The sequence below is a fragment of the Halobacillus sp. A1-3 genome, from assembly GCF_050971765.1.
GTDB lineage: Bacteria > Bacillota > Bacilli > Bacillales > Halobacillaceae > Halobacillus > Halobacillus mangrovi_B.
On sequence record NZ_JBPCEO010000006.1, the window covers coordinates 213,516 to 227,056 of the forward strand.

The following is a 13,541-nucleotide window of genomic DNA, read 5'->3' on the forward strand; positions in this document are numbered from 1 at the left end:
TCTAGTTAAACGATTACGTAAACGATTAAATCAATCGACGTAATCGTTTAAATGAATAGAAAAGGAGGAGATGGAGTGAAAGACAACGTAAAAGCATCTCCACTCGCAAGACCAAGCATCAAAGACGTCGCTGCTTTATCCGGAGTATCGACAGCAACTGTTTCTCATGTGATTAACCAGACCAGGTTTGTTGCAGAAGAGACAACGGCGAAAGTAACCGATGCGATGAAGCAGCTGAATTATAGTCCGAATTCGATTGCCAGAAGCCTACGAAGTCAAAAGTCAAAGACGATTGGATTATTGATTCCCGTAAAACGGGCGGATACGTCGAACTTCTTCTTCATGACCATTGCTCACGGAATTGAACATCAATTGAAAAAGCACGGCTACCACCTCATACTCAGTAATTCCAATGAAGATCTTGACATGGAAAAGAAACAGCTTGAAGTCTTCCATTCCCAGTTGATCGACGGATTGATTATGGCCCCCACCGCAGAAGATCACACTTACCTGAGTGAATACTTACCTGATGATTATCCAACCATTTTTATTGATAGAAAACCTGCCTCTTATAACGGCGACTGCATTCTTGTTGATAATGCTAAAGGAACATACGAAGCGATCCAGCACTTGATCGACAAAGGTCACAAAAAAATTGGTTACATATCTGGACCGCTTGGGCTCACCACAAGTGACGAACGTTACGAAGGTTACCGTAAAGCGTTAAACGACAACGGCATTGATGTCGATGAATCCCTCGTCAAAATAGGTGAAGCAAGTTATCACTTTGGAGAAAGGCTGACAGATGAGCTTTTAGATGAAAGTGATATGACTGCCTTGTTTATCGCTAACAACGTAATGACGATCGGTTCCATGATTACTCTTCAGAATCGAGATGTGAATATACCTGATGAGTTAGCTGTTATTGGTTTTGACGATTATGAATGGACAAAAGTGACAAAGCCCGCCCTTTCAGTCATCAAACAGCCGGCCTTTGAGCTTGGGGAAAAGGCTGCGGAAGTGCTTTTGAATCGGTTGAAGAATCCTAAAGAGCCTTTTCAAGAGTATAGACTTCCTACAACGCTGAAGATCAGAGGATCCTGTTGAGGATGGGAGACTTGCCAAGAAAAGGAGGGAGGAATGGAACATGAAAGAGATGGCTGGGAAACAAAGTCGAACGCTCGTCTTGCCAAAGGAAATGAAAAAGAGCGGACGTTTTAAACAGTTCAAGAACAATTATGAACTGTACCTGATGCTCTTACCCGCTCTCATTTATTTTTTGATTTTCCACTACGTGCCGATGTACGGAGTCCTGATCGCTTTCAAAGATTACATGCCGACAGAAGGAGTGCTCGGCAGCCCGTGGGTCGGGTTCGAACACTTCGTCCGCTTTTTTCAGTCTTACAACTTCTGGAGCTTGATCAGCAATACGTTATCACTTAGTGCCCTGCAGCTGATCTTCGGTTTTCCACTGCCGATCATTGTTGCGTTGCTGCTTAACCAGATGATGCACCAGAAATATAAGAAATTTGTGCAAACTGTCATCTACGCTCCGCACTTCATCTCCGTTGTCGTCTTAGTCGGTATGATGTACGTCTTTTTCTCCAACAATGGCATCATTAACAACTTGCTCATGATGTTTGGTGGAGAGTCTGTCGCCTTTTTCTCACAGCCGGAATGGTTCAAACCGTTATATGTCGGCTCGGGATTGTGGCAGGAAACAGGCTGGGCAGCAATCATTTACTTGGCTGCACTTTCTGGAGTCAGCCCGGAAATGCACGAAGCGGCAATTATGGATGGAGCAAGCAAGTTTCAGCGGATTTTACACATCGATATCCCATCGATCATGCCGACAGCTGTCATATTGCTTGTCTTGTCCGTTGGTAACTTGATGAATATCGGATTTGAAAAAGCCTACTTGATGCAGACTCCATTGAACGTTTCAAGTGCGGAGATTATTCCAACTTATGTGTACAAAGTTGGTTTGCAGCAGGCGCAATACAGCTTCGCTGCCGCCGTTGGACTGTTCAACGCGATTATTAACTTAATTCTCTTGTGGGCGGTTAACCGAGCAGCAAAACGCATGTCTGGTTCGAGCCTATGGTAAAGGAGGGAACAATAAATGGATGTAGCCAGTAATAAGAAAGTCGTCCGAAACTCACGGAAAACGAAGGAAGATATCGTTTTTGATGTATTGAATTATGTCATGCTTACGATCATGCTGCTTGCCGTGTTGTACCCTCTTTACTTCATTATTATCGCTTCGATCAGTAATCCGGACCGAATATACGCGGGCGATGTATGGCTTTTTCCAAAAGACATCACATTTGAAGGGTACAAACGGATTTTCCAGGACAGCATGATCTGGATTGGGTATAAGAACTCGATCATTTACACGGTTGTCGGAACAGCGCTGAACGTAACATTAACGCTGATGGCCGCTTACGCGTTATCGAGAAAAGACTTGAAAGGGCGAACGGTTATCCTGATGGTTCTCGTCTTCACAATGTTTTTCTCTGGTGGATTAATTCCGACGTATTTAGTTGTTAAAAATCTCGGTATGGTCAACACCATGTGGGCGATGATTCTGCCCAAAGCAGTTGCCGTCTGGAACATCATCGTAACAAGAGCGTTTTTCCAATCGACCATTCCGGATGCTCTTTTAGAAGCAGCGAAAATGGATGGGTGCTCCAACACGAAATTCTTCACAAAGATCGTTCTGCCTCTATCGAAGCCGATCATAGCGGTTATGGTACTTTTCTACGCCGTCGGCCATTGGAACTCTTACTTTGATGCCCTGATTTACTTGAATGATGAAAGTCTTTATCCATTGCAACTTGTGCTTCGTAACATTCTGATACAAAACGAAGCGGCAGCCAACATGGTTTCTGATATCGGCTCTTATGCTGCTCAACAGCGAATCTCCGAACTGATCAAATACGGCGTCATTATCGTTGCTACAATTCCACTGCTGATCATCTATCCTTTTGTACAGAAGTACTTCGTCAAAGGAGTCATGATTGGCGGAATCAAGGGATAAGGAATTTGGATTTCATTAAAAGGAGGTGAACGGGCGCTGCTTTCGAACGATTGTACGACTTTTATTCCAACCATTAAAGGATAGGGGGAAATCCTATGAAAAAGAGTTTGTTATACTTATTCATTCTACTTACATTCGGATTGATTTTAGTCGGTTGTCAGGATAAAGAGGCAGATAGTGAGACGAAAGAAAGCGTCGATATGAACGAAGAAGGTCTGCCGATCGTCGATGAAAAAGTCACACTGAACTTTGTATCACCGAAAGCACCGCTCGCCCCGGACTACAACGAGATGGAAATTGTACAGCAGTTAGAGGAAGACACGAATGTCCACATCGAGTGGGATAACATCCCTGGAGAAGGCTATCAGGAGAAGAAAAACCTGATGCTTGCCAGCGGAGATTTGCCTGATGCGTTTTATGACGCGCAATTTACGGATCACGATATTGTAACGTACGGACAAAATGGAACGTTGATTCCACTTGAAGATTTAATTAAAGAACATGCGCCGAACTTGCAAAAAGTATTGGAAAAACGTCCGGGAATTAAGAGCATGATCACCGCTCCAGATGGACATATCTATACTTTGCCGCGCGCTGAGGAAATGGGACTTGTGAGGACACCGAACTTCGCATCCATCAATAAAACGTGGCTTGATAACCTGGGACTTGAAATGCCGACAACCCTTGAAGAGTACCATGATGTGTTAGTCGCTTTCAAAAACGAAGATCCTAACGGAAACGGTAAGCAGGATGAAATTCCGCTAAGCTTCATGTATGAGTTCTGGACTGGAAACTTCAGCAACTTCTTCTCCAACTTCGGTGTACCGGACCAGCCGGATGATCACCGTTACGTGGAAGATGGAAAAGTGAAATACGCACCAGCACAAGAAGGATGGAAAGAAGCGATTTCTTACTTCCACGGCTGGGTTGAGGAAGGCTTGATTGATGAAGAGTCCTTCACCCAGGATTCCAAAGCTTACTTCGCCAAAGGGAAAACCGAAGACGAAACGCTTGGTTCTTACATCTGGTGGGAAACCGAAGAAGTCGTCGGGCCTGAACGCGCCGATGATTATGCGATTCTGCCAGTTTTAGAAAACTTGGACGGCGAGAAATTCATCGGACCTAGTAATCTATCAGAATATGGACGTGCAGCATTTGCGATCACAAAAGCCAACCCGCATCCAGAAGTAACGATGCGCTGGGTTGACCAGTTGTATGAGCCGTATATGTCCGCTCAAGTCAGCTGGGGTCCAATCGGCACCATCTATGAAAAAGATGAAAACGGTATGCTTGTAAACAAAGAATTGCCTGAAGATGTGGCGATGGGAGAGCTTCGTCAGAAAGTTGCACCAGGTGGACCAATCGTAGTACTTGAAGAAGACTTCGGTACAGTGGTTGATATGGAACCGCGTGCTAAACAGCGTTTGAAAGATATCCAGGATTACTATGAGCCATACCTTGGAGAAGAGAAGTATCCACAAATCTTTTTCAGCCCTGAAGAACTTGAGCAAATCAACCAGATCGAAGTCAATATAAAAGAGTTCGTGAAGCAGAAGAAAGCACAATGGCTGTTAAATGGCGGTATTGAAGAAGAATGGGATGAATACAAAGCGACGCTCGAACAGATGGGGCTTCCTAAATTAATGGAAATCTATCAAAATGGCCTTGAGCGTTTCAACGAAAACAAAAAGTAAGCCAACCGAACAAGCCAGGTTATCTGGTAATCTGGCTTGTTCTGATTTATAAGAGAGAGGGGGAGTGCGATGAAAGCTCCTTTGCTAGCCTCCTGGAAGTTTGATGAAGGAAAAGGAAAGCATGTCCGCGAGCAGGTTTCGGGGGAAGAGCATTATATCAACTATGTATTCAATGAAGCAAAGTATAAACCGAACAGTGATCCCGTTTGGAGAAAAGGGTTGGAGGGATCGAGCCTCCTATTTGATGGCTACTCGACTTGGGTCGAGAGCGAAGGCTGGAAAAGTGATTCTTTCCCAGAGCAGGCATTTACAGTAGCTGCCTGGATTGCGGCCCGTTCGTTCGAATCAGGTAATGAGAAGCGACTAACCGCCGTGATCAACCAGCATCATCGTGAAGAGATGCGAGGGTTCATTTTAGGCCATTACCGCCACGGAGAATGCTCGTTCCAAGTAGGAACAGGAGAGAAGTGGCTGGAAGTCTGGTCTGGGGATGAGGTAATTCCTGCTGGGGAGTGGGCGATGGTTGCTGGGACCTTTGATTCTGAGGCATGCAAGCTGAATCTTTTTATCAATGGAACAAAGGTTGCAGAAAAATCTTTAACAGCCGGTTCCCGCCTTGTTCTTTCGGATCAGCCGTTATGGATCGGAAAAAACAATCAGGCATTAATGATTAATGAAGCTGTGGCTCTTCACATGTTCAGTGGACTAATCGATGAAGTTACCGTATATAAGAGAGCCTTATCTGACCAAGAAGTGCTGGATATCTATGAATCCAGGATTGATCAGAATGACGGGAGCTTGCCAGAAGCGAATGTAGCGATGGATCGCAGCCGATTGGCGGACGATCCGCACCGGCCGGGGTATCACTTCTTACCACCAGAGCACTGGATGAATGAACCGCATGCCCCGCTTTATTTTGAAGGTAAGTATCACTTATTTTATCAAGCTAACCCGCGTGGTCCATTTTGGCATAACATCCACTGGGGACATATGGTGAGTGAGGATCTCGTGCACTGGCATGATCTGCCGATGGCTTTGATGCCGGAAAAAGGTGCTGTCGACCCGGATGGAGACTGGTCTGGCTCAGCGGTGGTCGATGATGATGGTATACCGGTGCTGTTCATAACTGCGGGAGATGATTCCGTTTTTCCTCCGACTCGTACGGCAATCGCGCGCAGTACGTTTCCTGAGGACGGGGACCGCGATTTAAAGTGTTGGCAGAAGCATCCGGAAGTTGTGACTGTTCAGGAAGAAGGGTTGAAGGCTAGGACTGGAGGAATTTTTTACGGACAGTTCCGCGATCCTTTTGTATGGAAAGAGGGCAATCGCTGGATTCAAATCATCGGTTCTGGGATTAAAGAAGGGGATCGCTACGTCGGTGGCACTGCCCTGATGTACTCGTCTAACGATTTGGAAAGATGGACCTATGAAGGATCGTTTATGGAGGGCGATTATGCCAAGTATCCGAAAACTGGTCATGTATGGGAATTGCCCGTATTCCTGCCGCTTGGAAGAGATTCGAGTGGAAAAGAAAAGCATGTATTCCTGATCAATCCCTGGTATGACTACCCTCATCCGGACAATATCAAGTACGTATGGTACTGGATCGGAAGCTGGGACGCTGAATCCCTGACGTTTGCCCCTGATCATGAAGAACCGCGTCTTACGGATGTAGGGGAGCATTTCACCGGTCCAAGCGGAATGGTCGATCCGAAAGGCCGATCCCTTGTCTTCAGCATCGCTCAAGGAAAAAGGCTTCCGATGCATGAATATGAAGCAGGATGGGCGCACAACGGGGGAATTCCTGTTGAGCTCGGTCTTCACGAAGACGATTCTTTAATGGTGCGGCCAATTGAAGAAATGGCGCTGCTTCGAAAGGAACAACTTTTCTCACTTGAAGAAACAACAAATGCTGCAACAGTGAATGAGCAGCTGAAAAATGTCCAGGGGGATATGCTTGAGATTAACTTGGAAGTTGAAAGTGATCAAGCTAGTGCAGTCGGGATGGTTTTAAGGCATACGGATGATCATGATGAGGAAACGATTTTGTATTATGATCACAGTGAAAAGCGGTTTGAGATCAACCGGGAAAAATCCAGCTTAGATGAAGAAGTGATTAATGGAATTGAAGGCGGAGAAGTGGAAATAAATAGTAGCACAGTGAAGTTGCATATTTTTCTTGACCGCTCGATGATTGAAGTCTACTTAGATGAACGAATCGGACTGACGAGCCGCGTCTATCCAACTCGGCGGGAAGCCACGGGGCTATCGATATGGGCAAATAAAGCCCTTGAAGATGTTTCAGTCCACAAGCTTCGAATTTGGAGCATGAATTCGGCTTATTCATAAGGAACACAGGGAAACAACAAGGAGATGGTGAACGATGAATATCTTTCAAAACAATTGGTTCCGCGCACTCGATGTAATCGTGAACTTCTTTTTGCTGAATATGGTGTGGCTGGTGTTTTGTACACCGGTCGTAACCATTTTTCCAGCAACGAAAGCGCTTTATTCCGTTGTGAGGAAATGGCAAAGAGACCGCGATTACGTGGTAGTAAAGCCTTTCTGGAAATTCTTTAAAGAAGGCATAAATCAAACCATGAAAATTGGTGCGGTCTGGATAATGGTTGGGGTGCTGCTTGTGCTTGATTATATTCTGATTGATCCATCTGCCTCGTCGTTTCACTTGTTACTATTTATCGTCACGATTATTTTGACGTTCATGTTTGTCATCGTGTCGACTTACTTGTTTCCGGTCATCGCTCATGTCGATACGGATGCTAAAAATACGATACGTAATGCGGTTATGCTGACATTTTCCTATCCAGGTACAACGTTTTTGCTGGCAGGGACGATGGCCATCGCTCTTTATTTATTGATTACTTTTCCGATTTCTATTCTTCTATTAGGAAGTGTAGGTGCCTATTTTATATATTATTTGTGCAATCGAGTCTTTGAGACGATCACCCATGTGGATGATGAGTCAAGGCAAGGGTCTGCATAATAGAAAGAAGGGGTAAGGTGCAACTGAATCAGAGAGGACATACCGAATTATTAAGACAAGCAGATCAGGCAGTGGGGGTAGCTGCCGAAACGGCAAAGCTTGATCCCCATCGATTGCGCTATCATATCATGGCTCAGGCCAATTGGATCAATGACCCGAACGGCTTGATCCAATTTAACGGCGAATACCACGTTTTTTATCAGCATCATCCTTACAGTGCCGAATGGGGCCCAATGCACTGGGGACACATGAAGAGCGAGGATCTCGTTAATTGGCAGCATCTTCCCATTGCACTCGCACCGAATCAAGCGTATGACAAGGATGGCTGTTTCTCCGGCAGTGCAGTGGAGCATGACGGGAAATTATACTTAATCTATACAGGGCATGTCGATGATCACAGTCCAAAAGAAGTCCAGTGTGTAGCGGTCAGTGAAGACGGAGTTCATTTTGAAAAGTTTGAAGGAAATCCGGTGGTCGCTGCCCCTCCAGTTGATGGATCGGAAGACTTTCGCGATCCAAAGGTGTGGAAGCATGAAGACAAATGGTACATGGTTGTTGGCACAGGAAAGGATAGAGTTGGAAAAGCCGTTCTGTATTCTTCAGCTGACCTCTTGGATTGGAAGTATGAGGGTGTGATGGCAGAAAGTAATGGGTCTCAAGGCGTGATGTGGGAATGCCCGGACTTGTTTAAGCTGGGAGCGCACCACGTTTTGATTTGTTCTCCAATGGAAATGGAAGACGCTAAGACCCTGTATATAGTAGGAGACTTATCTTATAAAAGTAAGCGCTTCACCCAAAAGCACTACCAGGAACTTGATTTAGGATTAGATTTCTATGCTCCTCAAACTTTTCAAGACGACAAAGGACGGAGAATCCTGATTGGCTGGATGGATATGTGGGGAGGCGAGATACCTACTCAAAGTTATCAATGGGCCGGAGCCATGACTCTTCCACGCGAATTGAAACTGCTGGATGATGGCAGGATGAGTCAGACACCTGTCGAAGAGCTGAAAAAGCTGCGCAGGAAAAAATATCAGTTTGAGGATCTGTTAGTGAAGGAAGGGGAAGCCTCTTACCTGAGTGATATCAAGGGCGAAACGCTGGAGATAATAGTAACGTTTGATTTAAGTAAGTCTGAATCGACTGCTTTTGGTCTGAAACTTCGTTGCTCTGATGACGGCTCTGAGGAAACCCTTGTTTTTTATGACAAGGTCGAAAAAGAAGTCGTTGTCAACAGAAGCAAAGGTGGTAAGGGACCACAAGCAAGCTGTAAGGCTAAAGTCGTTGCCTCAAATGATGAAATCACACTGCACGTCTTTCTTGATACCTCTTCTGTAGAGGTTTTCAGTGATGGCGGCAGGATCGCTATGAGTAATCGGATTTATCCTGATCCTGACAGCCGGGGAGTGGATGTGTTTGCAGACAACGGTTTTGCGCTTGTTAAGGGGTTAATGGTCTATCCATTAAATTGATAGGATTGAAAGCAGGCTGTCTCTCAGGGAGGCAGCCATTTTTTAGTGATTCTCGATCGATGGAGGAGTGAATAGCGAAATCGGGATGAAATCGACGAAGTCTTTTTTGGAATCGCTCCAATGATTGAGGATATCAACGAATTCTGAAAGGATATCGCTCAAACAGGAGAAGAAATCAATCATCCGGGCAATAAAGAAACTCGGCAATGCGCCGAGCTTCTCATTCTTTTCTTATTTGATAGTTTACATAAATTTCAGCCGCTTCTTCTGCGGTAATACTAAATTTATCTGCCGCTTTTTCCGCAACTAACGGGTCATGGTAATCAGGATCATAATTCTCACCGGAATCAGTGAGTTTGTCGTACTGGTCTTTCATATAGCTGTAAATCTCTGAATCATCCACCTCGTCTAAAGTTTTGTAAGCCGTAACGGTCGGAGTTGGACTGAAGTATTGATCATTTTTCTGAATGATAAAGGAAGTAGCCCGTGAGACCTCAAACGTATCGGAAGAATCAGAGAGTGCGATGGAGTCCACTTCACAGGAGTAATCGATATGATCTTCATCAAAGGTTTTTGTAAAAGCTTTAGAGTCAAATTCTTTTAAGAGTTCGTACTGTTCTCTTTCCGTCAATGATTCAAACTCCCGGTTCAACTTTCCTGTCAGTTTAAATCCATAATGCGTCGTATCTCCTCTCAAGATACTCTCTACATCTTCCACTTCTAATTCCGTGGAGACATACTTGGAAAGGTCGCCTTGTTTCAGTTGATCCGTAACCTCATCCATAAATTCATTCTTCACTTTTTCGCTTTCATTGGTATCATTTCCGTCTGCGGTCGAACAGGCTGTGAGCAAAGTGCAAACGAAACCCACAATAAGGATCCATCTCATCTTAGGATTCCTCCCTTCCCTTATTTTTTATATTTATGGAGAGGGGGATTGATTCGAAGATTTTATTTTTCGCTAAAATTAGTGAAAGTTTTTATTTAAAGGCTACATATCTCAATACATAAGATGAAAAATTATAACATAATATAGCTTCGAATCATTTAAGGGGGAAGGAGTTGTAGGCTTTTATGATCGGGAATCAGAACAAAGTAGCTAACTTATTAAGTATATGCGGTCTTTTCTTTATTGCACTTGGAATACTATCTAGTTTTATATTTTTTGGAGATGAAGAGTTAGCATCCGCTATACCAGGTCTCCAAACAGCAATAGGATTGAGTGCCTTAGCAAGTGGGCTTGTTTCTGGGATTCTTTTTTTTGGTTTTGCAGAAGTTATCAAACTACTTCAAGGCATCTATGACCGCAGCCTTGCAGGGACCACACTGAAAAATGACTCTTCTTTTGTCACTGAAGACGGCTTGAGCGTAATGGAGTTTAACTCAACGGGGATTGACCCAGAGGATGAACATGAAATTAGGATCTATTTTTGTGAGAGGAACCAGACAGTTAACTCGATTACACCTACCAGCCAAACTGGTGTTTATACTGTTGAGGTGGGTGGGGAGAAGAAGATAGTGGAAGCGGGTGGGTTTACCGTGAAAGTATTAAATTAAAAAGCTAGATGAACAGGTACAGTATATTAGGGGCAAATTAACCCATGCCATAACTCTCGTCCAACTTCATAATATTGGTAAACTTCTAATTTAGGAAAAGATTGATTGCTCACTAAGTGTAATTTTGAATAATCATAGAAAAGGAAAAAACATCGCGCAGTTTTTGCGCGATGTTTCCTGTTTTATACCAAAATAAACCACAGGACAGATGTTACAATAATCGCTGTTATCCCTTGTAACAAAGTTCCCATCGTCTGCGCCTTGTACGCTTGCGTAATTGACATACCGCTGAATTCTTTTACAACCCAGAAGTAGCTGTCATTAACGTGGGAGACAACCATTGCGCCTGCCCCGACAGACATGACAACAAGTGACAGTGGCACAGCACCTTCAATACCGACTTGTGGAAGGAGCGGTGCGATTAATGTAGAAGTGATAACGATGGCTGCTGTGGAAGAACCTTGAGCACTTTTCAAAGCGGCCGCTATCACAAATGGAATGAAAATGAACAACGCTCCTACGGCTACATCGTTCCCTGCAATTCCTTTAATCAATTCTGCAACACTGGTTGAACTGATTACAGATCCAAACGCCCCGCCTGAACCTGTAATCAAAAGAATAGGGGCTGCTTCTTTTATACCGATCCCGACCCAGTCCGTCAGCGTTTCTTGATCAAATTTAGGAAGTAATGCGAAAGCAAACAGGACACCGACAAGCAGTGCAACTACTGGAGATCCTAAGAATAAGAAAAAGGAAAAAAGAGCTCCTGACCAACCGGCAAATGTGATGACTGAACTGAATCCGATAAGCAGAATCGGTACTAGAATCGGTGCGAATGATTTAGCAGCTGAAGGCATATCTCCGAAGCTGCTTACGACTTCATCATAATCATAAACAGAGGTGTCTTCATCATTTTCAATGTGAATCTTCGTTCCTGCTTTCATGGCCCAAATATACCCGACGATAATGGCGGGAATAGCTACATTGACGCCGAACAAAATGACTGTCCCCAGATAATTTTCAGCTCCGATATTTCCTGCAGCTGCTATGGGTCCCGGTGTAGGAGGAACAAGGGTGTGTGTAGCAAATAGACCGGTAGACAAGGCAATCGCCATTGATGCAATGGTAACTTTCGCTTTATTCGCAAGCGCTTTCTTAAGCGATGATAAAATAACGTATCCAGAGTCACAAAAGACAGGGATACTGACAATACTTCCGATTGCACTCATAGCAAGCTGAGGTCGTTTTTCGCCTACAATTCGAAGGACAACTTCAGCCATACGAAGAGCAGCCCCTGATTTTTCCAGAATGACACCAATGATGGTACCAAAGACAATAACGAGTCCGATTCCACCCATTAACCCACCAAATCCGCTATTCACGGCTTCGACAACGTCTGCTAGAGGCATACCTGAGAGGATACCTATGGCGAATGCAGCGAGTAACAACGATAAAAAAGGGTGGAGATTGAACTTAGCTGTAGCCAAAATGACAAATAAAACACCTAAAACAATAACTAAGATAAGACCGAGTCCATCCATACTTTCACTCCTTTATCTAATGTATCTTTCTTAAGGTGAACCGAGCAATTTGCTGAGAGGCATGATATAAAAATTCCTCTGCATGATCCATACAATCCTTCAGTGATCTAGGTCCAGGTACAATCGAAAAACAGCTTGTGAAGAGTTCATTTAACTTTTCCACATCACCATCTAAGCTGCCAGATAAAAGAACGACGGGTTTTTTGTGCTTACGGGCAAGTTCAGCTACATAACCAGGAGCTTTTCCGAATAACGTTTGCTCATCACTCTGACCTTCCCCTGTAATAATCAGATCGGCTTGCTTGATTTCATCTTCTAGCTGTATCGCTTCTGCCACAAGCTTAGCTCCAGATTCTAACTTTGCTCCAATGGAAAGAAAAGCGAAACCGAGCCCGCCCGCGGCGCCGGCACCTGGGGTTGTCCTTAACTGTTTTCCACATTCCTCTTCCAGTAGAAGACCATACCTTTCGAGAGCTTGATCGTACGTTAAGACCTGTTCTTCTGTAGCACCTTTTTGCGGTCCATAAATATGGCTTGCCCCCCTGGGACCTGTTAAAGGATTATCAACATCAGAAGCAATGCGGATTGTGGATTCTAACAGGCGAGAATCGATGGAAGAGAAATCAACACGTTCAATGTCTAAGACATCCTTTCCAAATATACCAACTTCTTCTCCAACTTTAGTAAATGCCTTCATACCCAACGCCTGGAGCATGCCCATCCCGCCATCATTGGTCGAACTCCCTCCAATGGCCACAATAAAATCGCGGTGACCTTTGTCGAGCGCATGTTGGATAGCCTGACCAATACCAAAAGTTGTTGTATGATCAGGATTTCTTTTTTCTTCAGAAATAAGAGGTAATCCTGCGATATTGGCCCCTTCGATAACGACCAGCTTCTGGTTCAGTTGTAGATACCAACTTTCTCGCTCTTCCCCAAGGGGCCCGATACATGGAAAATGAATCTTTTGGTGATTTGTACCTTTTGCCAACGTCTCTAGCGTACCTTCACCACCATCGGCCATTGGCTTTAATACTGTTTCCACGTTTCCTTCAGCATTTAGAAAGGCACGTCTCATAATTTCTGATACTTCTATTGATGATAGACTTCCTTTAAATGAATCGGGTGATAAAACGATTTTCATATTTAGGTACCTCCCAACATTAGCTTAGTTCTATTGAAACGAATATTCTTCTTCAAAACAATTGATGAAAGATACAAAAATTCTGAATA

At 44.2% G+C, this 13,541-nt stretch carries 11 protein-coding genes; 8 read left to right on the forward strand and 3 right to left on the reverse strand.

Annotated elements, in window-relative coordinates; genetic code table 11:
- The first annotated feature begins 75 nt into the window (after positions 1-75).
- The 7 genes from ACRYKC_RS12435 to ACRYKC_RS12465 all read left to right on the forward strand — a co-directional run bounded on the left by ACRYKC_RS12435 (position 76) and on the right by ACRYKC_RS12465 (position 9,210).
- A complete protein-coding gene (locus ACRYKC_RS12435) occupies positions 76-1,107 on the forward strand; it encodes a LacI family DNA-binding transcriptional regulator (RefSeq protein ID WP_433807051.1) in 1,032 nt (343 codons plus the stop codon).
- A gap of 49 nt (positions 1,108-1,156) precedes the next feature.
- A complete protein-coding gene (locus ACRYKC_RS12440) occupies positions 1,157-2,107 on the forward strand; it encodes an ABC transporter permease (RefSeq protein WP_433807131.1) in 951 nt (316 codons plus the stop codon).
- A 15-nt stretch (positions 2,108-2,122) separates the two neighbouring features.
- Positions 2,123-3,040 (forward strand): carbohydrate ABC transporter permease, encoded by a 918-nt coding sequence (locus tag ACRYKC_RS12445; protein ID WP_433807052.1) that lies wholly within the window; start codon positions 2,123-2,125, stop codon positions 3,038-3,040.
- 95 nt (positions 3,041-3,135) lie between these two features.
- The gene (locus tag ACRYKC_RS12450) at positions 3,136-4,734 is read left to right on the forward strand and encodes an ABC transporter substrate-binding protein (RefSeq protein ID WP_433807053.1); all 1,599 of its coding nucleotides are present in this window, start codon (positions 3,136-3,138) and stop codon (positions 4,732-4,734) included.
- A 69-nt stretch (positions 4,735-4,803) separates the two neighbouring features.
- Complete coding sequence (locus ACRYKC_RS12455) at positions 4,804-7,083, forward strand: GH32 C-terminal domain-containing protein (protein ID WP_433807054.1); 2,280 nt, start codon at positions 4,804-4,806, stop codon at positions 7,081-7,083.
- A gap of 34 nt (positions 7,084-7,117) precedes the next feature.
- A complete protein-coding gene (locus ACRYKC_RS12460; RefSeq protein ID WP_433807055.1) occupies positions 7,118-7,738 on the forward strand; it encodes a YesL family protein in 621 nt (206 codons plus the stop codon).
- A 17-nt stretch (positions 7,739-7,755) separates the two neighbouring features.
- Entirely contained in the window at positions 7,756-9,210 is a 1,455-nt protein-coding gene (locus ACRYKC_RS12465; protein ID WP_433807056.1) for a glycoside hydrolase family 32 protein, read from the forward strand.
- A gap of 220 nt (positions 9,211-9,430) precedes the next feature.
- On the opposite strand, the gene ACRYKC_RS12470 is transcribed toward ACRYKC_RS12465, so the two are convergent.
- Positions 9,431-10,099 (reverse strand): hypothetical protein, encoded by a 669-nt coding sequence (locus tag ACRYKC_RS12470; protein ID WP_433807057.1) that lies wholly within the window; start codon positions 10,097-10,099, stop codon positions 9,431-9,433.
- A 185-nt stretch (positions 10,100-10,284) separates the two neighbouring features.
- Between ACRYKC_RS12470 and ACRYKC_RS12475 the strand changes: the two genes are divergently transcribed.
- Complete coding sequence (locus ACRYKC_RS12475) at positions 10,285-10,767, forward strand: hypothetical protein (protein WP_433807058.1); 483 nt, start codon at positions 10,285-10,287, stop codon at positions 10,765-10,767.
- A gap of 182 nt (positions 10,768-10,949) precedes the next feature.
- Here ACRYKC_RS12475 and ACRYKC_RS12480 read toward each other — a convergent pair whose 3' ends face one another.
- The gene (locus ACRYKC_RS12480; protein ID WP_433807059.1) at positions 10,950-12,308 is read right to left on the reverse strand and encodes a GntP family permease; all 1,359 of its coding nucleotides are present in this window, start codon (positions 12,306-12,308) and stop codon (positions 10,950-10,952) included.
- Between the two features lie 16 nt (positions 12,309-12,324).
- Positions 12,325-13,452, reverse strand: coding sequence for a glycerate kinase (locus ACRYKC_RS12485; RefSeq protein WP_433807060.1), 1,128 nt, complete (start codon positions 13,450-13,452; stop codon positions 12,325-12,327).
- Positions 13,453-13,541 lie beyond the last annotated feature (89 nt).